The sequence below is a fragment of the Frischella sp. Ac48 genome, assembly GCF_019641635.1.
In the GTDB taxonomy this organism is placed as follows: Bacteria; Pseudomonadota; Gammaproteobacteria; order Enterobacterales; family Orbaceae; genus Frischella; species Frischella japonica.
In genome coordinates this window covers 52503-77715 of sequence record NZ_JAETXP010000016.1, presented here as the reverse complement: position 1 = coordinate 77715, position 25213 = coordinate 52503, and the positions used below count along the sequence as shown (strand labels likewise).

The window sequence follows — 25213 nt, the reverse complement described above, 5'->3', positions numbered from 1 at the left end:
AAACCTTAATACATTATTGCTTTTAGAATAACTTATATCATATGCCAATTTACAGGCAATCTCTAGCGGAATTGACTAAAATTGATGTTTGGTAATCCAGAAATCAGTCAAGACAGCATCGCCCGAATTGCCACATTTATTTTTTAGTTTATTTTGGTTGTAATCAAAAGTAGCATTTGTTTTATCAAACAAACACCACATATCTTTAATGTAGAAGATCATTGTGAAATAAATATAACAGTAAACTTAAAGCGATAAGCCACATTATTATTGCAATAACGATTTCGATTACGCGCCATACTTTTGGTTTGGTAAAATAAACGGATAATTTTTGTGCGCCGTAACCTAATGAATAAAACCAAGTGGCGGAAGCAAGTACTGTACCCATAATAAAAGCTATCTTTTCCATGGTTGTTATCAGTGTCATAGATATACCACCAATGATGACTACCGTATCTAAATAAACATGAGGGTTTAGCAAGGTGATGGCTAATGTTGCAGAGATACTTGATAACACACTAATTTTTTTTGTGTTATTATTTTCAATATTAAAACTTGAGTTGCCTCTCAACGCAGAACGAAACGATAAAAAACCATACCAAAATAAAAAGAGTGAGCCTGCTAACGTAAGAATAATGAGTAAGATTTGATTTGAACTAATCATCTCACCGACGCCAAATACACCCATTGTCATTAATAAAAAGTCACACAAAAAACAGACACTACAAATCCAAAAGATATTGTTTTTTAATAATCCTTGTTTTAATACAAATGCATTTTGCGCACCGATAGCACATATTAATGACAAGCTGACTGTAAAACCTTTTAGTATTGTTAATAGCATAGTTTTCCTAAAGCAAAATAAGTGGCACTTGCAATAATTGATGATAAAGAATTGGGCTACTCGATAATCTTCAAAATATTGATGCCACGTGGTGAGAGCCGGTAACTATAGCATAAAAAAAACATAATTTCTTTAGATTAACTGCATTAAAAAAATCGTTAAAGTATATGCTAATTAACCTAACAAAAAATAAACAGCATACAAAATACGATTGTTAATACGGCAATCTATTTTTCACCATTGTTGTGGGATCTACTTTCACCAACCGAGAAAAAATTAATCAATACCAGAATTGAAGAATGTTAGCTATTAATGGAGTTTTAGTGTTTACCACCAAATGACTTGACGAAAAAAATGTAATTTCTAAATTTTAATTAAAATGGCTTTTTAGCGCAGAATTAAGCGATAAAAGCCATTTTTAAAAGAATGAATCGTATTAATTAGTTAAATAGCATTTCCACTAAGTGATTTTAGTAAATGTTTAACGATAATAACACCTCTAATCATTATTAAGATTAGGAAAAATCCAATTCAAATTATCGTAACCTAGTTTTCGCTACTATCCTTAATTTATACCCTCTCTTTTTATGCTGATAAGATTGCTTGTTATGGTATCAGTATCATATATCCTAGTATCTTACGAGCAATAAATAGCAGATTAAATGATGGTTATAGCTAAATCTATTCAATAATTATCTTTTTGTTTTTTCAATTAAATGTCTATTTCAATTGATGACAAGTCAATGTCTAATAATTCTTCAATCTGCTCAAGTATCCATAAATAACGATTTTGTAATGCTGATTCATGCCATTGTTGGTTAAATGTATTTAGTTTGAAATCATCCAATATTTTTTGTGACAGTCGAAATGCCGTGGTACTATCTGTTTTATTGCCTTGATAGATTTTCATCTTTACAGCAAAAGAATTATTACTTGCGTCAATATTTTTTTTGCCACTTAATAAAGTTAAATTGGCAATACTGTGTAACCATTTATTTTTAACCTCATCTGTTATATGACTCCATTCAGCTAATTCTTGGTATTTTTTAGGTAATATATGTTCCAGATGTAAATCGTTAGTCAATGAAATGAAGTTAGGATTAGATTGATCTGTTAAATTATATTCAATTAATATTAACAATGGTTTAATCCAGGCTTCTTTATCTACAACATTTGAAATTAATTGCGATGTTGCATATTCGTGAATTTTATCAAGTTCTAATTTATTATTAAAAATCGCTTTTAAATAATTAATATGTTTTTTATCTTTTATGGCTTTAATTATATTAAATGAAGTTTGCTTTACCTGTGACAGTGTTTTTCCTGCAATCCAATATAGATAATAAAAACGCCTTAATTGGAATATCAATGTATCGAATTCCTTGTAATTAGTTGTTATTGCTGTCATTAATATCGCTTTCCAATAATGACTCCATCTTATATACTTAAATGAATAAATAATCTTATTATTGGTTTTATAAATTTTTTCATAATAATCAGTAATAAAACTTTTTAAAGCGGCAATAACATCATTTGGGTCTTGGTGTTCAAATAAAGTTTGTAATTCCTCTGTATAAGATTTTTTTTGATTAGAACCTAATAAATAATGTGCATAAATGATAAATAAATCATTTAAGCTAATATCATCACAATTTCTTATTATTTGCTCCATTTCACGCCAATCTGACATAAAATTGTCTTCTTTAATTTTAGATGTTTCTAAATCATGTTGATATTTTTTATATAATTTTTCTAAAAGAAAGCTTTTTATTAAGTCTGCTGGTGTTAAATCAAGCCCCCTATTATTCAATACTTGAAATAACTTAATAGCAAAATCACGACTAGTACAATCAATGCGAATAATTTTAACGTGGTAAAATAAATAGTTAATTAAACAACCAAGTTGATTTTCCCTATTATATTCATTTAATTTTTCGATAAAAATTAATGCGGTATTGATAAATTTGAATTTGGGTTCTTGATCTTTTTTTATCTCATATTTGTATGGGGCAATAAGTGCTTTAGTTGCACCTTCATTAAGAATTAAAGCATTAAAATCGGATTGATGGGAACTATGAGTATAAAGTCTCAAACGTAACGCTCGGCTATTATAGGTAATAGCCGAGCGTATAGTATCAATATTAACCGTAAGGGGATTATCAGTATCATTTTGATTCAGATCAGGGAAGTGATCACGTAGTACACAAAATAAAATCATTAATGTTGTTAATCGCTGTTGCCCATCAACAACATCAATATAACCTAATTTTTCTTCATTTGGACTTGCCGTTATAACTGAACCTAAAAAATAATTCGCGATCTCGTTTTCATATGATTCGCGAATATCATCCCATAATTGCTCAACTTGTTCACTTTCCCACTTATAAGGTCGTTGATATTTAGGTATTTGATACAAACTTTTTGTATCGCCAAACAATTCTCCGATAGATAAACTTCTAGGTTTAAAAGATTCTTCCATAGTTCTTCCTGTTAATATTATTATGTTTTGTTTTATTTGTAATAGCTAATCTAAATATTTTAACAATTACATTATTTTTAATAAACGGTTTAATTTAACTTATTTATGTAATCTTATTCAATAATCAAAGTGGCGTAAAATTGAATTTGTTCGATTAGTTATTTTGGAAATACAAAGTTATTAACAAGTCAGCTAGCACGTGGCAGGCAACGTTATGTTTCGATTTAATAATGTTGGAAAACTTATTGGAAATATCTTTACTTTTGTTTTATTGGGATATTTAGCAAATAGAACCCTTAATAAGATGGCTACGTTATTTTTTTTTCAGTTAGTTTACTTAGTTGCCTCAATAATTTAAGGGTAATATCTAAATAAAAAAGCCCGGTATTTTGAGCTTTTTGTTAAGATGGAAGTCAAACCGATAAATATGTGAAGTTATATAACATTTGTTCCGAATTGGCTATTATGCTTATGCAGCGTGTATATAACATAATAATCAGATTTGCCTTAACTCGAAATTCCACAACAATGTGCTAATTTTACCCGTTACTGCTAATTATTTGAGCAAATAAACAACATATTACGATCAATAAAATTTAATTTATTCATTTGTTGTTTAATTATAATAATACCTCACTAGAGTTACGAATTACCAATTCGCCTTCTACATAAATTGTTCGAATAGGTAATGTGGTATCATTCACCCGTTGTATTAATGTTTCAACGGCAGTACGCGCAATGCTAACCAACGGTTGTTTATAAGTAGAAAGTGGCAGTGCCAAATGACTGGCATATTCGGCATCATCGAAACTGATGGTAAATATTCGCCGCTGAGGATAATGACGTTGATTTAATGAAAGCAGCTGCATGGCGGTAAAATCGTTACCACATACTACATGCTTCACGTCTAACTTAACGAGTGTCTTAATGATGTTTTCGTCAATTTGTGATGCTTGGATAATCCAATTATTATCATATTCAATATTAGCATCCATTAACGCTTGTTTATACCCGATGATTCTTAATGCAATGGTATGAGCAGAGTCACTTTTTAAGATAAAAGCGATTCGTTTATGGCCTTGCTTAATAAAATGCCGTGTAACAATATAACCTGCCGCAATATTATCTATACTGACTAAATCTGCTTGTCCGCGCGCAGGAAAGACACAATAATCTCGTTCAAGTAAAATACACGGTACTTGGTATTTTGTTAAACATGTAATAATGCCTTCATTGATACGTTTAGCATATGGATGAAACTCTAAAGGTGAAAAAAATATACCATTAAGATTATTCTTTTTATAATTAATGATGACATTTTCAATATTGCTTAAAATGGTCTGAACATCATAACTACCCGTTAACATTCCTGCCCATAATAATGAAAATTGGTATTGGTTCGATAAACTGGCTATTTCTGAATATAAACTATCTAAAATAATCCGACTTTCATCCTGATCAAGTCTCGGTGCTAAAATACCAAATATATATTTACTGCTAATTTTATCAAACTGTTTTACATAATATTTTGCTCCTTGACTACCATCAATATAGCCTTCTTGTTTTAAGCGTGAATACACTTTAGCTATTGTTGGTCTGGAGACATTAAACATGGTACTCAATTCGGAAGTTGATGGTAAAGGGCCATCAAGCCCGAATACACCGTTTTGAATGTGGGTTAAAATTTCCTGATATATTTGCTCACTTTTTTTTGCCATGCTGATATTTCATCCTCAAAATTATGGCTTAACAATTTATTATTATGCATTATGCCATACCGATAAACTTGTTAAATTTAATTTTTACAAGTTAATCTTAAATAGTGACATCATTATCATAACTAGTAAAAAAAATGGATTGTTATTGTAATATAAAATGAGTCTCTTAGACTAGCATGTACTAGGTATAATATTATTCAATATAATTTAGATCTAGTAATCATAAGATTTATGTCTTATTCATTCTGCAAGTAGGTGAGGTAAAATAAATGAAAAAACTGATAACGTTATTCATGACAATAATAATGATTTTTTTTACAACTGACTCAATATACGCCAAGGAAAATGACCATAAACCGATAAAATTTGCTTTTATAACATCAACCTTAAACAACTCTTTTTTTACCGCTATTTCTGATACGTTTGCTGATATTGCTAAAAAAAATGGTGATCAATATATTCTGATCGATCCACAATATGATCAAGCCAAACAAATTTCAATGATGGAAGACGTGATTAATCAAAAAGTCGATATCATTTATTTAATTGCTGTTGATTCAGAAGGAATTCGCCAAGGATTGCTCGCTGCACAAAAGAAAAATATTCCTGTTGTTGTAATTGATAATCCAATTAGTGATGACGATCTGGTTGTAAGTACGATTGCTTCTGATAACTTTTTAGCTGGCAAAATTAATGGGGAACGGATGGTTAAAGATTTTCCTGATGGAGCTAAAATCGCAGTGATTGATTGTCCATTTAATCGGGCTAGCGTACTAAGAGCAGACGGATTTTTTGCTGGTTTAGGCGAGAGCCGTAGCAAATTTAATGTCGTTTCTCAACAAAATGGTAAATGTGCTTTGGAAGTCACCATGCCAATTGCTGAAGATATTATTCAAGCTAATCCTAATGTCCAAGCTTTTTTTGCTGTTAATGACCCATCAGCTTTAGGGGTCGTGGTGGCATTAAAGGCATCAAATAAATTAAAAAATATTAAAATTTATACTGTTGATGGTTCACCTGATGGTAAAAAAGCGTTTAAAGACGGGCAAATAACACTAACTGTTGCGCAAGCTCCCATTCAATTAGCGAAAGAAAGCTATAAAGTTGGCGAAAAGATTCTTGCTGGTGAAAAGGTTGATAAAGAAATCCTTGTGCCAACCTTTCCAATTACTGAAGAATTGATTCAAAAATATGGTGTTAAAGCCTGGCAATAACGACTAGTTCGGTTAACTAATATACAAAATAAAGATAACAATAGCGTGTATTAGTTAATCGATTAAAATCCAGAAGGTAATACTATGGAACCAATTGCATTACAACTCAATCAGATTGAAAAAAAATTTGCTGGCGTCCATGCTCTAAAAAATATGCATTTTACATTGCAGCAAGGCGAAGTTCATGGGTTATTAGGTGAAAATGGCGCGGGTAAATCAACCTTGATAAAAATTATTGGTGGTATATATAAACCCGATCATGGTGAAATAAGAATTAATGGTAAAAATGTCACCATTAATAACATCAAAGAAGCACAAGCTTATGGGATTAATGTTATCCACCAAGAAATCGTATTAGTACCACATATCAGCATTTACGAAAACATATTTTTAGGCCGAGAACCTATTAACAAATGGGGTTTGAAAGATCATAAAAAAATGATTAGTAAAGCACAGATTATGATGGCAAGTATGGACCTATCAATCGATGTTCTTACACCCGTTTATAAGCTAACAATTGCACAACAACAGCTAGTCGAAATTGTTAAAGCTATTTCTTTTAATGTCAGAATTTTAATTATGGATGAACCAACATCCTCTTTAACGGAAAAAGAAGTTGAACAATTGTTTGTCATGATTAAAAAATTAAAAGAACATAACGTTAGTATTATTTATATATCTCACCGTATGGATGAACTTTTTGCTATTACCGATCAAATTAGTGTTATTCGCGATGGTGAATATGTTGATACGGTTAAAACTTCTCAAACCCATATTGATGAGCTAGTCAAGATGATGGTGGGGCGAAGTTTAAATAATTATTATCAACGTAATTATCAACAATCTAATGATGTGATTTTAAGCGTAGAAAACCTGACTCGAAATGGTGTATTTAGTAACATAAATTTTCAATTAAAAAAAGGTGAAATTCTCGGTTTTTCCGGTTTGATGGGCGCAGGAAGAAGCGAAATTATGCGGGCGATTTTTGGCGTCGACAAATATGACAGCGGTACAATTTATTTTGAAAATAAACCTATCTTGATACGCTGCCCACAAGATGCTATCGATTTAGGTATTGCCTTGGTGCCAGAAGACCGTAAAAAAGAGGGATTAGTACTTAATAATAGTATTGGTTTTAATCTGTCATTAACTGTTCTCAAGCAATTTATTCATGGATGTTTTGTTAATCACAAGCAACGTGAAAAAATTATTCAAAATTATATTACAAAACTCAATATAAAAACACCGAGCGCGAATAAAATCGTTGGTGAACTGAGTGGCGGTAATCAACAGAAAGTTGTTATTGCTAAATGGTTAGCAACATCGCCGAAACTGATTATTTTAGACGAACCAACAAGGGGCATTGATATCGGTGCCAAAGCTGAAATATACAAAATTATTGATGAATTATGTGCTAATGGTATTGCCATCATTATGATTTCATCGGAATTACCCGAAATTATTAACATGTGTGACAGAGTTTGTGTTGTCGCTAATGGCGAAATACAAGGTGAACTATCTCAGACTGAACTCTCACAAGAAAAAATTATGAAATTAGCGACAGGGAGAGCTTAAAATGTTCAGTAAACCTAATAACAGTTTAAATAGCAATCATACTAGCCAGTATGCAAATACACATAATTTAATTATAAAAAACTTTCTTGATTTCTTTATTAACAACATTGGTATTTTAATCGCATTAATTTTAATTTGTATTATTCTGGCATTTTCAACACCGGTATTTCTTACCCAAGATAATATGTTGTCGGTATTAAGACAAGTCTCTACTAATATGTGTTTAGCGCTAGGTATGACATTAATTATTATGTTGGGTGGTATCGATTTGTCTGTAGGCTCAATTGTGGCTATGGCGGGAACGCTGACCGTTGGATTCATCTCTATTGGTGAAATGGGCATCATACCCGCTATTTTATTGGGACTGCTTATTGGTACGTTATGTGGTGCGGCAAATGGTGCTGCAATAGCCTACACTGGGATACCACCATTTATTGTTACTTTAGCGATGATGATGATTGCGCGTGGTATTGGCTTTATTTACAGTGGTGGTCAATCAATTCGTATTTTTGATGATAACTTTACCACAATTGGCACCGGTTACTTAGGCGTAATTCCTTACCCTGTTATCTATATGTTTGTATTTATCGTCGTTATGTTAATTATTGTCAATAGAACGCGTTTAGGAACATATATTTACGCTTTAGGTGGTAATCGTGAAGCGGCAAGATTATCGGGCATTCCGATTAAACGCGTGGAAATTATTGTTTATACCATTGCTGGTTTTCTGGCTGCTTTTGCCGGCATTGTCCTTGCTGCACGAATGTATTCAGGGCAGCCTTCTGTTGCGCAGGGTTATGAAATGGATGCTATTGCGGCATGTGTGTTAGGTGGCATTTCCATGTCGGGAGGCATTGGTCGTATAAGTGGTACTATTTTAGGCGTTTTTGTTATCGGTATTATTAATAATGGTCTAAATTTACTTGGCGTAAATTCATTCTGGCAACTGGTTGCGAAAGGGGTAATCATTTTCTTAGCGGTTTATGTTGATATCTTGAAAAGAAAACGAAGTAAATCTGCCTAAAAAGAAAGCTATCAAGCAACAAAACAGATTTTACAATTAAATATAGGACAAATTATAATGAAAAAATGTACCTTAATGCTCAATAATCCTGATGGACTAACCAGAAACAATGAGCCGGTGTTGACCCGATTATGTTTTCCTGATGAAGGGATAAATCCTGCTGATTTGAGATTAGTTAATGAACAAGGTGAAACGGTTCCCCATCAATTATTTGATCTCATTTATTGTAATGAGCAGCGTATTTCAGCTTGTTCTATCGCTTTTATCGTTAACAATATGACGAAATTAGTCGAAAACTATACCTTGGTATGTCAACCTAATAACCCAGTAGCAAACATCAAGGGCATTGAGCAATTAAAACCTACTTTATCAGACGGGGTAAAACGGCTGGATACCGGTCATTATATTTTAGAACTCTGTCGTGGTACTGGTGATGGAACTTCATACGGTAAGTGGGGTATAAGATATTTTGCCGCAAAAGCGGAGGGACGTAATTTAATTAAAGATTGTTCTAATGCTATTGGTGGGTTTTACGGTCCATTCTTTACGCCAGCAAACGGATTAATCAATCCACCCGAACATTGTATTGTTGATTGTATCACTGAGGTTGAGGGACCGATTTATTGTCGTTATCGTTTTAATGGTGAGGTTCCTAATGGCCTTGATCCTGCGTTACACAATAAAAAATTTTCCATTGTTTGGGAATTCTTTTATCAATCACCTTGGTTTAGACGTCGTTATGACGTTGATGATTTTACTACCTTTGTCGATGGTATGCCTGTTATCAACAAAATAACCGTTGGTGATGAATATGAAAGTGGTCAGAACGATGTTGTATTCTCGCGTTTTGCTAGTTATGGCGGAACCTATTATCGTGAAGGTGATTTATATGCCAAAATTTTAGCAGCCGAAGTAAATCGTATTTTATCACAACCCACGCAGACACTTTCTGAGAATGCCAGACAATATCGTGATTCTATTGGTGATAATATTAATGCGGTATCTTGGGATTTCTTTTGGCGATTATTTTGTGTTAAAGAAGGCATATTGACAGATGAAGAAATTAGAGACCATGTAAAAGATATTTTACGTGAAGCGCATCACGTGGTACATAAAAGCCCGCGTCATCGAGATGTTTTGTTTGCTAAGGAAGTTGATGTAAATAGTGTACCAGAACAAACTATTTTTCCGTTAGCTGCCAATAAAACAGCTGAAATCAATCCACAATCGGGGTATGCTATGGTCTGGTACACCAGTAATATTGTTGGTCGCTATCAAATTGTGCAACGTAAAGATTCCGGTTGGGTAAATTGGGGAACGAATGGTGAAAATGAATACCCAGAACTGCCTACTGGTTCAACAATTTATACTGCTTACGGACAATTTGAAGATTGGCAACAACAAGCCGACAGTATGGAAAAAAATATCGATATCAAACAAGGAATAATCGAATATGACTAACCTAAAGATGATCGCAGTAGGTGAGTTTCTATGGGACTATTTACCTAACGGCAAAAAAATTGGCGGTGCTGCCGCTAACTTTTGTTATCATGCTAAATCAGCCGGCGCTCAAGCTATATTGGTATCAGCCGTTGGCGATGATGATAATGGCAAAGAATTATTGAATCAGTTGGCTATGTTAGCTATTCCGCATAGCGTACAAATTTCAGCCAATTATGCAACGGGTAAAGTGATGGTGGAACTCGATGCAGACGGCAAGCCGACCTACAACATTCTTAATCCCGTCGCCTGGGATGATATCCAACTAACAACATCGTTAGAACACTTACTTCAAGATGATATCGTGGCTATTTATTTTGGTAGTCTTATTCAACGCAATAGTAATAATCATCAATTATTAAAAAGAATTGTGGCTGAATTGCCGGAAAAGGTAAAAATTATTGTTGATATTAATCTTCGCCAAAACCATTATACCAATGATATTTTGCGTTTTTCAATTGAGCAAAGCCACATTTTAAAACTGAATGATGAAGAGCTTCCGGTTATAGCCCAATTACTCAATATTAAAAATGATCCTAAGGTATTGTTTGATTATCTTAATCAACATTATCAATTAGAGTTATTAATTTATACCTGTGGGAGTGAAGGGAGTTACCTAATTAATCAAACTGAGCAAGATTACTGCCCAGCGGAAAAGATTACCCCAATTGATACGGTTGGTGCTGGCGATTCATTTATGGCAACTGCAAGCACCTTGTATTTAAAGGGAAGATCATTAAAAGAGATTAATATTAAGGCAAACCATGTTGCAGCGTATGTTTGCACTCAAAGTGGTCCAATGCCTAAAATGCCAGATGAATTGATAAAAAATTTATAGCTAAATAATGGCATTATTAGTGTGATTCATTATTGAAAAAGGTATCGTTCATTTTTGTAAGTTTCTAGCCAATTTGCTGATAGATTTGCCTATCATCTTTCAAATCGACTTAAGCTGATGGAAAAGCAAACATTATGCTTAAGTTGGTTTTCAAATTTCAGTTAGTGATTAAATAATTGCTAATAATATTATAATTTTTTATTTTAATGTCATAACAAAATGCAATTTGATTTGGTTTGTTAAATCATTTTCACCACGAAAAACTGTCTGGTTTTTCCTCAATATGTTGTGATATTTTATCGTCTAATAGTTATATCTTTGCTAGTTGCACAGTTTCTTGTGAAATATGAAGACATTTCAACAACTTTTAAGAGATCTTTAGCAAAAGCTTTATTAAACAATATATTTCGATTTTTATTAAACATTAGTAAATTTATCAAGGTTTTTTTGATAAGGAATAATATAATAAGGCAAAAGATATTCAGTAATAATTATATTGTTTTTATTCTGGTTTGGTGAAAGTTAATCTGTAATCATCTATAAACTGTTCTATCATTTGTTAAATACAAAGTTATCTATTCTAAAATTGCAATTAATAATAAGTGTAATAAAGGTTTAGGTATTGGGAAATATCAATAAGCTGCTATTTGTTATCAAAATTGGTATACGTTGTTAATTACAGAAAGTGGGGATCCTTTCAGAAACAACTTGGTATTTATGTGTTTGATTCCATTAGACCAAAATGGTTGATTAATCGTTAATCTATGATTTTACGGATTTAGCGTATGATAGTTTTAATAAAGAAAATATCCTATCAAGTCATATTTTTTTATTTTTTGCTTAAAAAGAAATAGGTATTGACCCTATCGAACAAATGATAATCGCCTTAATTGCATTTTATTAATCATCTTTTTAATGTTGTTATTCTTGACAAAAAACAGCAAAATTTTTTAAGCACGATTTTTTTGTGCGGTAAATAAAAAAGTAGTTATACTTTTTAACCATCATGCATTTAATTCATGAATTATAAGATATATATTATGATTCTAAGTGAATATGTTTGATAATTGATACTCAATATTGAAAATGTCTATTCAGTTAAATAATAATAAACTGAGATGCGTTTGAGAGTTGGTATATTACGTTTGTGAGAAATCATTAACTGTTTTATCTTTAGTTGGGGGTAGATTATGATTCGAGGAATTCAAACTGATGACAGCGGACGCTGTATACATTACCATAATGAAAATGATATTGTGGCGCTTCAATGTGGTCAATGTAAGCAATATTTTGCGTGTTATCAATGTCATGACGAAATTTGCGATCATCCGTTTGTCGCGATACAAATTCATCATACCAAACCTGTAATGTGCGGGAAGTGTAAGGCATGTCTAACATATGAACAATATCAACACTATAAATGTCCATTTTGCTTGGCTGAATTTAATCCCCGATGTGCCCTTCATCAAGATATATATTTTAAAAAGTAAATATCATTTTATGGCTAATGAACATAATTTAGTTTATGTTGTGTAAGGTGTTTCTGTGAGGATCAAATGAAGCATTTGCTCCTAAAGTAAATAGAAACCAATTAAAAGATTGCATCAAAATGATTGCACCTGCAAAAAAACCTGAATCTTAAACCAGACCTGGATGATGATAAAATGAGTAATTGCAACGTAAGCTTTTAAATATTTTAAATCTAATCGCTAATATCAACAGTAAGTAAATGAATTTGAAATATTTGTTGCTATTATTTTGCAATGAGTTTATTTTTTTTCCAAAATCTCAAACCAATAATCATAGGGATTTTTTTCGTCAGCTAGATGATACTCTTTAAATATTGATTGCCATTGTTCACAATGATAATTAGGAAAGTGAGTATCGCCGGCAACGTCGGTATTAATGTGGGTAAGATAAAGCCGATTCACTTGTGGTAATACTTGTTGATAGATATTACCTCCACCAATAATGAATACTTCTGGACTCGTTTTAACAATAGCCAATGCTGCTGGTAATGATGTTGTCCATGTAATATTTGGATTATTGCTGGTTTGAGGCGTTCGGCTAATAATAATATTATGTCGATTCGGTAGTGGTCTTCCTATCGATTCAAAGGTTTTTCGTCCCATAATAACCGGTTTATGTAAGGTATTTTTTTTAAACCATGCTAAATCAGCAGGCAAATGCCATGGCATTTGATTATTTAACCCAATTACTTGATTGTTGGCCATCGCGACAATAATACTTAAGATCATAATTAGCTCTTTAAAATATTTTTCCTAGTTTAAACTATAAGATATAACCTAATTCAGCAATTTTTTGCTGGACATGTTCAGGATAGTGAGTCTGTTGCCACAAACGCTCACTTAAATTGGAAAGCGGTTCAGCCTGACCAGAGACAATCCAATTAGCTAATTGTGGGGCAACATCAGGATAAATAACAGGATCTGGTGATGATTGTGTCAACCAATATTCAAGAACAGTTTGATCAAGTGAATTCATCACTGTCGCTAAATCTAATTGCTGCAAACAATGCCCATTGTATATTTGTTCAAATTGACCGGAAACGGGTTTAGTGAGAATTTTTTTTCCAAGCACTAATGCTTCAGAGATCAACCCAAAGCCAGTATTACTAATAATACCGGAACATGAAGCTATCGCTTGAGTGAAGCTATCGCGACATAATGGGTGTAGGCTAATATTATGCTCGACTGAAGCATGTTCTATATTGGGGTGAAAACATTCAAATTGATATTGTTGGCTAAAAGGTGCTATCAAATTAAAAATATTATTCAATGATTCGAATGGTAAATAGACAATTATTTTTTCATTCTCCGGTTGACTTACCATTGGGTCAATTATTGGTGGGATTAAAGTATGACCGAAATGGAACCAATGTAAACCCACTGGATCAGTTACTGGCGCATAATATTTCATAATGGCATTAGCAATTAAACCATATTCTTTCGGTTTTAAATATTGGCAAATAACCTGATTACTGATCCCTAAGCATTTTCGTTCTTGATGATAAGCCGCCCAAGCACTAACCGGTTCAAAGTCACTGATAATGGTATCATATTGGTCAAGATTTAATTCTCGAACATCCTTTATTAAACGAAATGCACGAATGCGACTAATTGTTTTACGAATATTAATTTTACCATTTTGGGTAACAAAGCTCATACCTTCATAAGTTTTATAATCACCAAAATCATTCATATCGAAATAGTCTTGAACGTTGCGACCACTAAAAATATAATCAACATTAGCTCCAGCAGCTTTTAAAGCTTTAGCTAAAGTGCGGCAACGACTAATGTGTCCATTGCCGGTACCCTGAACACCAAAAAGGATCTTCATTATATTTTCCTTATCATATTTGCCAATTGTGATTGCTGTTAACGTATCATAGCAGAATCTAAGCAATTTGATATCAATCTAATTGATAAAAAATAATAAAGATTATTTATTGTTGTAATCGTATAAATCTTATTTTTGCTATTTTATTATAAACCATGATCGACTGCATAAGATCATTATGTTTTCTGCAAATAAAAAACTGATCAAAACTGCAAAAAAACAGGTTTAAGTATATACTAACCAGTATTTTTAACGATGAGTTGTATCGAATTATGTTGTTTTTTCCTGTTAATGCTTGGATAGTTTTTCCTTTAGTAATTATTACCACGATGTTAGCTTCGTTTGTTACTGCTAAAAAATATAAATATATTATCGTATTAATGCTAACTATTTTTATTGTAATGGAAGTGATATCCATCTATTTTAGTGGCGGATTTATTGATTATCAGTTTTTTGTTAACTTAAATATTAATGATATTTGGGAAGGATTGTTAATTTTTAAATTACAAGCTTTATTAACGGTATTACTATTTTTGGTTTTTATTTTTTTATTAACCAAACTTGCCGCTATTTGTCGTAGAAAAATTAATGTCCAAATGCGCCTAATGGTATTCGTAATAATGATATTATCGCTTAATTATAGCCATGGCCCGTTTGATAAACTACTTGAATTGTCTCGTATAACTGGTGCATCTAAGATAGATTTTCAAGAGGCTCTAACTCAGCTTAATATGCGTGATTATCCACTAAAAAATCAGGTTTATGCCACACAAGGTAAAAATATTATCGTTATATCTTTAGAGTCATTTGAAAAAGGGTTTTTAGATTTTGATCAATTAACTCCTAATCTGAATCAATTACGCCAAAAATATAGTTTTTATGGCGATATCCCAATGGGGAAAGGCAGTTCATGGACCACGGCTTCCATGTATACTTATATGACGGGAATGCCTTTTTTAGTAGGAGGGATAAACACTAAACCATTTGCTAATTATTCACAAACCCAATTAGTTAGTTTAGCTGATGTGCTGCATAAAGCAAATTATCAGACGCGATATGTGATTGGCGATCCAACCTTTTCAGGTATTGGCCATATCATTTCCATGCTAGGAATCGATATTGTCAGTGAATCAAATTATCCTGGTCAATATCCACAGGCGCCCTTTGGTTTGTATGATAAAGATACGTTTGATATTGCTAAACGTCAAGTGACAGAGTTATCTAAAGAAAATCAACCATTTGCATTATTTATCTCGACTATATCAACTCATGCTCCAAGTGGTTTTTATGATCAACGAATGGAAAAAGTGATTGATAAGCAAGATGATAATATGGCGTTTGCCGCAGCTTCACTTGATTATAATATTGGGCAATTTATTGCTTATCTTGAACAGCAAGGTATATTGGAAAACACTGTTTTTTATATTTTTCCAGACCATTTAATGATGGGAGCGGGTACACCTACCATTGCTAAATTATCGACTAAGCCACGTTCTCTTTATGTTATCACTAATGCTAATAAGGAAGATCTCGGGCCATATGCCTCGTTACCAGATAATATTTATCAATTAGATATGCCACGAATTATTCTCGATGGTGCAAAAATTAAATCTAATGCTCGATTCTGGACCGATTATCTTAATGATCAAAAAGTGACACATCGGGCAGAATATGTTGAACGTGTATTAACCGATATAGCAACATTGAACTGTTCAGCCGCCATACCTTAACATTGCTGTATTTATGACTAGCATGAATTATGAGTAATAATCGTCAGTCATTAATATATCGGTTGATTATCGATAAATGGCAAATATAGTTGGCAATTAACTTTTAGAGTATAAAAAATATGGAATATGAGTCATTTATCATTGTTGCGACTATTAGCTTGCTAGGTATGATTTCACCAGGGCCAGATTTTTTCTTGGTTGTGAGAAACAGTCTTAATTATCCGCATAAATATGCGTTAATGACTTGCTGGGGTGTTATTATGGGAATTTTTACCCATATGAGCTACTGTGTTGCTGGCATTGCCGTATTGATTCAAACAACACCATGGCTGTTTAATACTTTGCGTTATGTTGGTGCTGCTTACCTGGGGTGGATTGGTATAAAGGCGCTATTGGCTAAAACAAATGGTGTGAGTTATGTAGATCGTTCTTACAATATCTGTAAAATCAATTACTTTAAAGCTTTTATGCAAGGATATTTATGTAATTTACTTAATCCTAAAGCTACGCTATTTTTTTTAGCGATATTCACACAAGTTTTGGCATTGGATTCTTCTTTATTAGAAAAATTATGTGTAGCATTGATTATCTGGATTGAAGCTGTGCTATGGTGGCCTTTAGTTACTATTGTTTTTCAATCTGAAATAGTGCGACGAGGGTATTTTAAAATACAGTTTATTATTGATAAATTATTAGCGGTCATTTTACTTGGGTTAAGTCTTAAAGTTGCACTGGATTTTTAATATTATTAATGTATTAGAAAAGACCTATTTAAAATTTAATTGCAAGCTGTTCAACATTGCTATGGGTATTCTAACTGAAATATATTAATATATTGAAAAAGTTAATATGAGTAAAGTGCTAATAATTCATCAATCTTTTTTCGCCCTTGTCCATCACAACTAATAGAACGGCGAGTTTCAACTAAATGTAGCTGAGCATCTTTATACCATTTTCGAGTATGAATAGTATCATGATTGGAAATTAGCACTGGAATTTCTTGCTTTGATAATTTTAGTGCAATATGTGCTAAATGTTTCTGATCATGTATTGTAAAGTTGATCGAATAATAAGTCGTGAAATTAGCACTTTGCGATAACGGCATATAAGGTGGGTCACAATAAACAACGGATCCTTTTTGTGCTTTATTCATGACTTGATGATATGGGGCACAAATAAACTCAGCACGCTGTGCTTTTTCCGAAAAAGCAAATAATTCTTTTTCTGGGAAATAAACACTATGATATTGCCCAAATGGAACATTGAATTCACCGCTACTGTTATAGCGACATAATCCATTATAGCAATGTCGATTTAGATATAAAAATAGTAATGCTCTTTGATAAGGATTTTTACTATGATTAAAGTGATCACGTAATTCATAAAAAGCTTCGGCTTGATTATTTTGTTCGGTAAATAATAGCTTGGCATCTTCAATAAATTTTTGCGGTTTATTTTTGATGAAATTGAATAATGAAATGAGATCCTTATTAATATCAGCTAAGATATACCGCTTATAATTTGTATTCAAAAAAACTGAACCAGCTCCTACGAACGGTTCAATCAATAAATCACCATCTGGTAAGTGTTTTACTATTTTATCAACAAGCGAATATTTTCCACCTGCCCACTTAAGAAAAGCACGTTGCTTTTTCAAACGCGACTCCCGTTAACTCTCTGAGAATACTGATCGATCATTGCAAAACTTGCTTTTCTTTATTTACAACTGTACCGGATTTAACCCAAGGAGAATTGCGTTGTAAGTCTGCTGATAAATATTGTATAACTGTTTTTGCATCTTTAATGTTAGCAAATTCACCTTTAATAAGCACAAACCAAGGTTTATTTTCTCTGCGTGTCTCGTAGATTTGGTAATTAGCCAATTTATTTGATTTGACAAAAGCCATCATACTTTCAAGTGAAGATGTTGCAATAAGTTGAATGGTATAATGATTATTTTGAATCGTTTTACCTAATGGTAATTCGTTATGTTCGAAATCAACATCGGTGTTTTCGCCATTGAATTCTATCAACGAACCATTTGCATTATAGTATTGCGACATATGTTCAGTTATGTCATCAGGTATCTGAATTCGTTCTGTGCCATAACTGAGATCGACATCTGTAAAAGTTGAGTTAGACGATATATGACTCGGAGGATTTAGCGTTTGATAACCGCGGTTATTACTAACTTGCCCACCGCCAGCATTTAAAGAATTATTTCTAATCTCATCTTGCGGCGAACGACCAGTAGCCATTAAAAAAATTATCAATAATAAAGCAACAATAATCATAGCCATAATGATTATTATCAACTTTTTATTCATAAAAAAAGATTGAGTTAGAATTGATGTGCTCTGTGGTTGCTCAGAGAAATAGCGATCTTCTTTATTTGTACGAATTGGTTTATTCACAACGCCTCCTATGACTCACAATGCATAAATTTTGAAAACATTATAATTACTCAGCAGTGTAATTATATCTGTTCTATTTGCTCAATAATATAACTAGCTACACCTTTAGCACTCTGTTCGTCTGTTTTAATTGTAATATCGGCTATTTCTTCATATAACGGTACACGCTCTTCTTCAAGCTCTTCATAACGTTCACGAAGATTATTATTACCTTGCAATAATGGTCGTCGTTTATCTTTTTGCGTACGTGCCATCTGTTTTTCAATTGTTGTTTGTAAATATACCACAATTCCTCTTGCAGATAGGCGATTACGTGTATCTTTAGATAAAATAGAACCACCACCAGTGGCTAATACAACGCCTTGTTTTTCAGTAAGCTCGTTAATCACTTTCTCTTCTCTGGTACGGAAACCTTCTTCTCCTTCTAAATCAAAGATCCAAGCGATATCCGCGCCAGTTCGTTTTTCAATCTCTTGATCTGAATCAAAAAAATCCATGCCTAGTTGTTGTGCGATCTGCCTACCAATAGTACTTTTACCTGCCCCCATTGGGCCAATTAAAAAGATATTTCGCTTCTCTGCCATTATAAATTCATCATCTATATTTAGTTAAACATGCTGACAATTTGTTTTAAATATCTTTATCAGATAAAAAAACAAACTGCAATACTTTTAGTCTCCGTTCTAAAGACAAAATTTAGGGCGATAATTATCGCAGGAGATAGAGCTATTTTGCAATAAAAAAATGCTGATTATTTATTTCCAAGCATAAATAATATTAACTTTCTTTAATTGCATAGAGTTTTCAGCCTTATGAAATACCAGCCTGATGCAAATCATGGATATTGATTGCTCCTACCAAACAATCATTTTGATCAACCACTGGGGCTGCAGTGATATTATAATCGTTAAATGATTTAAGTGCTTCAATGGCCTTCCAATTCTCAGGGAGACGATACCCTGGTGTTGTCATAACTTGTATAATTGGATCATTTAACGTACCGTCTTTCAATAATAAACGACGTAAATCCCCATCGGTGAATACACCTTTAATGTGTCGATCGGTATTACAAATAATGACTAATCCTAATCCTGTACGACTTAATTCTAACATTGCATCAAATACAGTAGCATTTTCAGGTATTTTAGGAATACGTTCACCAGTACGCATAATATCTTTTACACGATTAAGTAATTTTGCCCCTAAACTTCCAGCAGGATGAGAACGGGCGAAATCTTCTTCATTAAAGTTTTTCGCTCTCATTACTGTTATAGCCAATGCATCGCCCATTAGTAGCGTATTAGTTGAACTAGACGTTGGGGCTAATCCCATAGGACAGGCTTCTCTTTCAATACTGACATCTAAGACGGCTTTTGCTGCTCTGGCTAATGGCGATGTTTTTTTGCCAGTGATTGCAATAATTGGTATACCTTTATCTTTCAGTATTGGCAATATGTAATTAAATTCATTTGCCTGACCAGAATATGAAATCAGTATGATAATATCTGTTTCGCTAACCATACCTAAATCACCATGTAATGCTTCCGTTAAATGCATAAAGAATGAAGGTGTACCAGTACTGGCTAAGGATGCAGCAATTTTTTTGCCAATATGTCCCGATTTGCCAATACCTGAAACTATCACTTTTCCTTTTGTCGTTAACATTAATTCACAGGCTTGAATAAAGTTATGATCAAGACGAGCAGGTAATTTTTTCGCTTCACTAAGTTCTAACTCTATTACTTCACGTCCGTATTCTAATAATTTTGTGCGTAATGGTGAATTCATATAATTGATCGTACTTAATCTAAAATTTTAATTAGTGTACCAACAATCATTCAAAAGTAAATAAACGTTTAATTGACGTCATACATTTGTTAAATAAAACCGTAACAATAAATTAAAATAATAAAAATTTTTTGCTCATTTTATTATCATTTTGATATTTGATTGTTTATAAAATAGCATGCATAATAACTACTTATTTATTTGACTCGGGGTGTCATAACAATGATGAATTGTTTTATGGCTGAGAGCTTACCCGTTGAACCTGATCTGGGATCATGCCAGCGTAGGGAAGTCGGAATGCTATCCTGCGATAGTCACCTTCTCTACGATATTAATGAGGAGAGAGGATGACCACTATTATTTCATTTCAAGCCGATCAAGCTATTCCTTTTATAAAACAAGTCCGTCTGCAAAATCCATTAGTCCACTGTATTACGAATGATGTAGTACAAAATTTTACTGCTAATATTCTATTGGCAATTGGTGCTTCACCGGCAATGGTGGTAGCGGAAGAAGAAGTGGAATCATTTGTAAAAATTGCCAATAGTTTATTAATTAATATTGGTACCATCGAACAATCATCGGCAAGGAGTATGCAACTTGCTGCACATACAGCAATGATGACTAAAACACCATGGGTACTCGATCCTGTTGCGGTAGGAGAAGTACTCACATTTCGAACCAATATTGCAAAGGCGTTATTATCTTGTTATCCAACCGTGATTCGTGGAAATGCGGCGGAGATATTGACGCTGGTTGGGCAAAAGTCCCAAGCTAAAGGCGTTGATAGTCAAGATTCTACCGAAATAGCGTTAGAAGCGGCAAAAGAATTGGCCAGTCAGGTGCAAACCATTGTAGCAGTGACCGGTAAAGTGGATTATGTGACGAATGGTCAACAAGTTTATGCCATTTCAGGTGGCGATATCGCCCTTACACGTGTTACCGGTACCGGATGTTCATTATCGGCTATGGTTGCCGCATTTGTTGCTGCTACACCGGATGATCGGTTAACCGCTACCGCTTCAGCTTGCTTTATGATGAAAAGAGCTGCTGACACGGCCATTCATCAACAAGGACTTGGCACATTTGCCATATCATTATGGGATCAGCTTTCGCTGATGGAAACAATATCATGAGTAGCAGAGATAATATGCGTCAAAAAAAGCTCGATTTATCCCTTTACCTCGTTTTAGATCCTGATTTATGTGGTGGAATTGACGGTATGGTTAATACTACTCGAATTGCTGTCGCAAATGGTGTTACCGCCGTCCAACTAAGAGCTGAACATGAATTTACCCGTCGTGATTGGTATCTCGCTGCATTAGCATTAAAACAGGTATTAAAGGATACCACGGTGCCATTACTCATTAATGATCAAGTTGATATTGCCTTAGCTGTTGAAGCTGATGGTGTGCATGTTGGTCAGAAAGATCTTCCAGTTGATGTTGTACGCAAATTAATTGGTGCCGATAAATTATTGGGATTATCAATATCAAATTTACAACAAATCAATCAAGTTAATTGGCAAAAGGTAGATTATTTAGGTATTGGACCCGTTTTCCCAACCATGACGAAACAAGATGCTGCACCACCATTAGGTATAACAACTTTAGCAGAACTTAATCAATTTAAACAATGTCCTGCGGTAGCAATAGGGGGAATTAATTTACAAAACGCCGCCGAAGTTATGCAAAGTGGGAGTGACGGAATCGCCGTGATTTCAGCTATTTGTGGGCAGCCAAATATACCGTATGCCACAAGGCAACTTTACCATGTTATTGAACAAGCTAAACAAGGAATAAAAAAATGACAATTGCATTAACAATAGCAGGTTCAGATCCCAGTGGTGGTGCCGGGATTCAAGCTGATTTAAAAACGTTTTCCGCGTTAGGTGCTTATGGAATGGCAGTTATTACAGCACTTACTGCGCAAAGTACCCAAGGCGTATCAGATGTTTTTCCTGTCCCCGCTGATTTTGTTAAACAGCAGTTTGATGTGTTAATTAACGATAGTAACATTGATTGTTTAAAAATCGGCATGTTAATGAATGAAGCGATTGTTAACGCTGTCGCTGAACTATTAAGTCAAAATCCGCTACCATATGTAGTATTAGATACGGTAATGGTAGCAAAAGGTGGACATGCATTATTAAAACAAACTGCCATAGATGTTATTCGTCAGAAACTTTTACCTCTGGCAACGATAATTACACCAAATTTACCGGAAGCCGCAGCTCTGCTTAATTGTCCAGAAGCAACTAATGAGTCGCAAATGCAACAGCAAGGGCAAGCATTATTACAGTTAGGTTGTAAGGCTGTCTTGATGAAAGGCGGACATTTACCGGGTGATGAATGCCCCGATTTTCTAATCACATCGAAAGAGATAATACGTTATGCGACAAGAAGAGTTAATACTAATAATACTCATGGTACTGGTTGTACTTTATCCGCAGCGATTGCCGCATTATTACCAGTACTACCTTTAGGCGAAGCAATTAAACAAGCAAAGGATTATTTAAGTGGTGCAATAGCTAATGCAGATAGACTCCATGTTGGCAAAGGGATTGGACCAACTCATCATTTTTATCGTTGGTGGTGAAGTTATATCATGTCGCTGGCATAATCAAGTTGAAGATCCAACGGATATGTAATTATCTATTGGTCATCATGCATTAAAGACAATAGATTAAAGTTTCTTTATATGTGAAATATCTACTTGATTATTTTACCTTTTACTAGGATCGCATTGCTGTTTGATTGCGCGTATTAACTGACGATTTTCATAAGGAATTGCCACATTAAAATAGTTAACCTTGGCAGTACCTACACCATGTTCTGCAAATTAGGTTATGCCTGATTATCGTATATTAGGAAAAAGTATAGCCCCATAATGTAACGTACTAACGTTAAAGTTAATTAATCTATTTTATATATCTTTATTTTTTATCTTCAGATTTATTGAATTTTGCTCATTATGTTAATGATAGGTAAAACACAATTATTATGATGGTCAGGCAAATTAAATACAGTACGTGCCGATTAGTACTAATCACGTTATAATTATGGATAGATATTATTATGTGGATCAATTATGAAATTTACAGATCTTAGAGATTTTATTACTCAATTAGAAGCACAGGGTGAACTAAAGCGGATAAGTTATCCGGTTAATCCTCATCTAGAGATGACCGAGATTGCTGATAGAGTGTTACGTCAAGGTGGGCCGGCATTGCTATTTGAAAATCCGATTGGCTATGATATTCCGGTACTTTGTAACCTATTTGGCACCCCTAAACGGGTTGCAATGGCGATGGGGCAGGAAGAAATATCGGCATTACGCGAAGTTGGACATTTATTAGCATTTTTACGGGAGCCCGAGCCACCAAAAGGGGTCAGAAGTTTTTTGACTGAACTGCCAAAATACAAACAAGTTTTGAATATGCCAGTAAAACGACGCTCATCGGCTGCTTGTCAAGAGCACGTGGTAAAAGATCAAGATGTTGATTTAACTAAAATTCCAATTATGCAGTGTTGGCCAGAAGATGTGGCGCCCTTGATTACTTGGGGATTAACAATTACGAAAGGTCCCAATAAAGAACGTCATAATTTGGGTGTGTATCGTCTACAGCGATTAGCAAAAAATAAATTGATTATGCGTTGGTTAACGCATCGTGGGGGGGCATTAGATTTTCAAGAATGGCAAAAAGCTCATCCAGGTGAAAATTTTCCGGTAGTGGTGGCATTAGGTGCTGATCCGGCTACTATTCTAGCTGCTGTTACACCGGTACCTGATACATTGTCGGAATACGCTTTTGCTGGATTATTACGTGGACACCGTAGTGACGTAGTTAGGGCCTTGTCCTGTGATTTAGATGTTCCGGCTAGTGCAGAAATTGTATTAGAAGGTTATATTGCTCCAGATGAAACGGCTTTAGAAGGTCCTTATGGTGATCATACTGGCTACTATAATGAAGTAGAACGTTTTCCCGTTTTTACTATAACTCATATTACTCGTCGTAATGATGCGATTTATCATTCAACATACACTGGACGCCCACCAGATGAACCAGCAGTAATGGGATTGGCCTTAAATGAAGTGTTTATTCCTATTTTACAAAAACAATTTCCGGAAATCGTTGATTTTTATTTACCACCTGAAGGATGCTCATACCGTATTGCAGTTGTGACGATAAAAAAACAATACGCAGGACATGCCAAACGTATCATGATGGGCATATGGTCCTATTTACGGCAATTTATGTATACCAAATTTGTAATTATCTGTGACGATGATATTAATGCTCGTGATTGGAAAGATGTTATGTGGGCAATTTCAACCCGCATGGATCCCAAGCGTGACATCACCTTTATTGAAAATACACCGATTGATTATCTTGATTTTGCATCGCCAGTTTCTGGTCTTGGTTCTAAAATTGGTTTAGATGCGACAAATAAATGGCAAGGTGAAACAACGCGCGAATGGGGTAAAATTATTACAAAAGATGCCAAGATTGTTGCGCATATTGATAATATTTGGGATGAATTAGGGATTTAATCTTTTTCATTTTTTAAGTAATTTCCTCTCACCATTTTTAAAAAGGATTGGTTAACTAGCAATCCTTTTTTATAAATTTTTTGTATTAAATCTTAGTAAAAAAAATCATAACCTATTATTTTAATTGAAATTTTTGTTTTAATCTCTATAATCTATGTAAGTTCCTTATGTTAGT

21 protein-coding genes, 1 pseudogene and 1 riboswitch are annotated in these 25213 nt (G+C 33.7%); of the genes and pseudogenes, 12 read left to right on the top strand and 10 right to left on the bottom strand.

All coding sequences use genetic code 11. The features are described from left to right. Positions 1-205: 205 nt before the first annotated feature. The 3 genes from JMI89_RS10665 to JMI89_RS10655 all read right to left on the bottom strand — a co-directional run bounded on the left by JMI89_RS10665 (position 206) and on the right by JMI89_RS10655 (position 5041). Positions 206-844, bottom strand: a complete 639-nt coding sequence (locus tag JMI89_RS10665; RefSeq protein ID WP_187756080.1) for a LysE/ArgO family amino acid transporter — start codon at positions 842-844, stop codon at positions 206-208. Between the two features lie 712 nt (positions 845-1556). Next, positions 1557-3323 carry a DUF262 domain-containing protein gene (locus JMI89_RS10660; protein WP_220680052.1) on the bottom strand — a complete coding sequence of 589 codons (1767 nt, stop codon included), beginning with the start codon at positions 3321-3323 and terminating at the stop codon, positions 1557-1559. Positions 3324-3943: 620 nt separating this feature from the next. Further along, positions 3944-5041: a GntR family transcriptional regulator gene (locus JMI89_RS10655; protein ID WP_187756079.1), complete on the bottom strand. Its 1098-nt coding sequence runs from the start codon at positions 5039-5041 to the stop codon at positions 3944-3946. 269 nt (positions 5042-5310) lie between these two features. On the opposite strand from JMI89_RS10655, the gene JMI89_RS10650 reads away from it, so the two are divergent. The 6 genes from JMI89_RS10650 (at position 5311) to JMI89_RS12145 (ending at position 12682) form a co-directional block, all read left to right on the top strand. Next, on the top strand, positions 5311-6255 hold the full coding sequence (locus tag JMI89_RS10650) for a sugar ABC transporter substrate-binding protein (protein WP_187756078.1): 945 nt from the start codon (positions 5311-5313) through the stop codon (positions 6253-6255). An 84-nt stretch (positions 6256-6339) separates the two neighbouring features. Further along, entirely contained in the window at positions 6340-7830 is a 1491-nt protein-coding gene (locus tag JMI89_RS10645; RefSeq protein WP_187756077.1) for a sugar ABC transporter ATP-binding protein, read from the top strand. 73 nt (positions 7831-7903) lie between these two features. Continuing rightward, on the top strand, positions 7904-8854 hold the full coding sequence (locus tag JMI89_RS10640; RefSeq protein ID WP_370633745.1) for an ABC transporter permease: 951 nt from the start codon (positions 7904-7906) through the stop codon (positions 8852-8854). Between the two features lie 57 nt (positions 8855-8911). Further along, complete coding sequence (locus tag JMI89_RS10635; protein ID WP_187756075.1) at positions 8912-10315, top strand: hypothetical protein; 1404 nt, start codon at positions 8912-8914, stop codon at positions 10313-10315. Beyond that, positions 10308-11192, top strand: coding sequence for a PfkB family carbohydrate kinase (locus JMI89_RS10630; protein ID WP_220680050.1), 885 nt, complete (start codon positions 10308-10310; stop codon positions 11190-11192). Before JMI89_RS10635 ends, JMI89_RS10630 begins: the two co-directional genes overlap by 8 nt. Before the next feature lie 1190 nt (positions 11193-12382). Continuing rightward, entirely contained in the window at positions 12383-12682 is a 300-nt protein-coding gene (locus tag JMI89_RS12145; RefSeq protein WP_220680049.1) for a CHY zinc finger protein, read from the top strand. A 279-nt stretch (positions 12683-12961) separates the two neighbouring features. Here the strand turns inward: JMI89_RS12145 and folA are convergent, their stop codons facing one another. Together folA and JMI89_RS10615 are read right to left on the bottom strand one after the other, a co-directional pair. After that, entirely contained in the window at positions 12962-13450 is a 489-nt protein-coding gene (gene folA, locus JMI89_RS10620) for a type 3 dihydrofolate reductase (protein ID WP_187756073.1), read from the bottom strand. 34 nt (positions 13451-13484) lie between these two features. Next, on the bottom strand, positions 13485-14552 hold the full coding sequence (locus tag JMI89_RS10615; RefSeq protein ID WP_187756072.1) for an MJ1255/VC2487 family glycosyltransferase: 1068 nt from the start codon (positions 14550-14552) through the stop codon (positions 13485-13487). A gap of 272 nt (positions 14553-14824) precedes the next feature. Between JMI89_RS10615 and JMI89_RS10610 the strand changes: the two genes are divergently transcribed. Both JMI89_RS10610 and JMI89_RS10605 read left to right on the top strand, forming a co-directional pair. Then, positions 14825-16282: an LTA synthase family protein gene (locus JMI89_RS10610; protein WP_220680048.1), complete on the top strand. Its 1458-nt coding sequence runs from the start codon at positions 14825-14827 to the stop codon at positions 16280-16282. A 119-nt stretch (positions 16283-16401) separates the two neighbouring features. Then, positions 16402-17025 carry a LysE family translocator gene (locus tag JMI89_RS10605; RefSeq protein WP_187756070.1) on the top strand — a complete coding sequence of 208 codons (624 nt, stop codon included), beginning with the start codon at positions 16402-16404 and terminating at the stop codon, positions 17023-17025. A 101-nt stretch (positions 17026-17126) separates the two neighbouring features. On the opposite strand, the gene dam is transcribed toward JMI89_RS10605, so the two are convergent. The 4 genes from dam to gutQ form a co-directional block, all read right to left on the bottom strand. Further along, the gene (dam, locus tag JMI89_RS10600; RefSeq protein ID WP_220680047.1) at positions 17127-17939 is read right to left on the bottom strand and encodes an adenine-specific DNA-methyltransferase; all 813 of its coding nucleotides are present in this window, start codon (positions 17937-17939) and stop codon (positions 17127-17129) included. Positions 17940-17976: 37 nt separating this feature from the next. After that, the gene (locus JMI89_RS12140; protein ID WP_220680046.1) at positions 17977-18696 is read right to left on the bottom strand and encodes an SPOR domain-containing protein; all 720 of its coding nucleotides are present in this window, start codon (positions 18694-18696) and stop codon (positions 17977-17979) included. A 62-nt stretch (positions 18697-18758) separates the two neighbouring features. Next, positions 18759-19280: a shikimate kinase AroK gene (gene aroK, locus JMI89_RS10590; protein ID WP_187756067.1), complete on the bottom strand. Its 522-nt coding sequence runs from the start codon at positions 19278-19280 to the stop codon at positions 18759-18761. A 226-nt stretch (positions 19281-19506) separates the two neighbouring features. Continuing rightward, on the bottom strand, positions 19507-20484 hold the full coding sequence (gutQ, locus tag JMI89_RS10585; protein ID WP_220680045.1) for an arabinose-5-phosphate isomerase GutQ: 978 nt from the start codon (positions 20482-20484) through the stop codon (positions 19507-19509). A 197-nt stretch (positions 20485-20681) separates the two neighbouring features. Beyond that, positions 20682-20791, top strand: a riboswitch (TPP riboswitch). A 40-nt stretch (positions 20792-20831) separates the two neighbouring features. Between gutQ and thiM the strand changes: the two genes are divergently transcribed. The 3 genes from thiM to thiD are packed head-to-tail and all read left to right on the top strand — an operon-like array spanning position 20832 to position 23082. Further along, entirely contained in the window at positions 20832-21620 is a 789-nt protein-coding gene (thiM, locus tag JMI89_RS10580; RefSeq protein ID WP_220680044.1) for a hydroxyethylthiazole kinase, read from the top strand. After that, the gene (gene thiE, locus JMI89_RS10575) at positions 21617-22294 is read left to right on the top strand and encodes a thiamine phosphate synthase (protein ID WP_220680043.1); all 678 of its coding nucleotides are present in this window, start codon (positions 21617-21619) and stop codon (positions 22292-22294) included. Before thiM ends, thiE begins: the two co-directional genes overlap by 4 nt. Continuing rightward, positions 22291-23082, top strand: coding sequence for a bifunctional hydroxymethylpyrimidine kinase/phosphomethylpyrimidine kinase (gene thiD / locus JMI89_RS10570; RefSeq protein WP_220680042.1), 792 nt, complete (start codon positions 22291-22293; stop codon positions 23080-23082). Before thiE ends, thiD begins: the two co-directional genes overlap by 4 nt. 126 nt (positions 23083-23208) lie before the next feature. Here the strand turns inward: thiD and JMI89_RS12135 are convergent. After that, positions 23209-23310 (bottom strand): annotated as a pseudogene (locus JMI89_RS12135) (hypothetical protein); the annotation flags it as partial. Between the two features lie 264 nt (positions 23311-23574). Between JMI89_RS12135 and ubiD the strand changes: the two are divergent. Further along, positions 23575-25038 carry a 4-hydroxy-3-polyprenylbenzoate decarboxylase gene (ubiD, locus tag JMI89_RS10565; RefSeq protein ID WP_220680041.1) on the top strand — a complete coding sequence of 488 codons (1464 nt, stop codon included), beginning with the start codon at positions 23575-23577 and terminating at the stop codon, positions 25036-25038. Positions 25039-25213: the final 175 nt, after the last annotated feature.

Bases quoted from the DNA above. Each gene is read 5' to 3' on its own strand.
- JMI89_RS10615 (WP_187756072.1), bottom strand. From the start codon at position 14,552: ATGAAGATCCTTTTTGGTGTTCAGGGTACCGGCAATGGACACATTAGT.
- thiM (WP_220680044.1), top strand. From the start codon at position 20,832: ATGACCACTATTATTTCATTTCAAGCCGATCAAGCTATTCCTTTTATA.
- gutQ (WP_220680045.1), bottom strand. From the start codon at position 20,484: ATGAATTCACCATTACGCACAAAATTATTAGAATACGGACGTGAAGTA.
- JMI89_RS10635 (WP_187756075.1), top strand. From the start codon at position 8,912: ATGAAAAAATGTACCTTAATGCTCAATAATCCTGATGGACTAACCAGA.
- JMI89_RS10665 (WP_187756080.1), bottom strand. From the start codon at position 844: ATGCTATTAACAATACTAAAAGGTTTTACAGTCAGCTTGTCATTAATA.
- ubiD (WP_220680041.1), top strand. From the start codon at position 23,575: ATGAAATTTACAGATCTTAGAGATTTTATTACTCAATTAGAAGCACAG.
- thiE (WP_220680043.1), top strand. From the start codon at position 21,617: ATGAGTAGCAGAGATAATATGCGTCAAAAAAAGCTCGATTTATCCCTT.
- aroK (WP_187756067.1), bottom strand. From the start codon at position 19,280: ATGGCAGAGAAGCGAAATATCTTTTTAATTGGCCCAATGGGGGCAGGT.
- JMI89_RS12145 (WP_220680049.1), top strand. From the start codon at position 12,383: ATGATTCGAGGAATTCAAACTGATGACAGCGGACGCTGTATACATTAC.
- JMI89_RS10660 (WP_220680052.1), bottom strand. From the start codon at position 3,323: ATGGAAGAATCTTTTAAACCTAGAAGTTTATCTATCGGAGAATTGTTT.
- JMI89_RS10650 (WP_187756078.1), top strand. From the start codon at position 5,311: ATGAAAAAACTGATAACGTTATTCATGACAATAATAATGATTTTTTTT.
- JMI89_RS10630 (WP_220680050.1), top strand. From the start codon at position 10,308: ATGACTAACCTAAAGATGATCGCAGTAGGTGAGTTTCTATGGGACTAT.
- JMI89_RS10610 (WP_220680048.1), top strand. From the start codon at position 14,825: ATGTTGTTTTTTCCTGTTAATGCTTGGATAGTTTTTCCTTTAGTAATT.
- thiD (WP_220680042.1), top strand. From the start codon at position 22,291: ATGACAATTGCATTAACAATAGCAGGTTCAGATCCCAGTGGTGGTGCC.
- JMI89_RS10655 (WP_187756079.1), bottom strand. From the start codon at position 5,041: ATGGCAAAAAAAAGTGAGCAAATATATCAGGAAATTTTAACCCACATT.
- JMI89_RS10645 (WP_187756077.1), top strand. From the start codon at position 6,340: ATGGAACCAATTGCATTACAACTCAATCAGATTGAAAAAAAATTTGCT.
- folA (WP_187756073.1), bottom strand. From the start codon at position 13,450: ATGATCTTAAGTATTATTGTCGCGATGGCCAACAATCAAGTAATTGGG.
- JMI89_RS10605 (WP_187756070.1), top strand. From the start codon at position 16,402: ATGGAATATGAGTCATTTATCATTGTTGCGACTATTAGCTTGCTAGGT.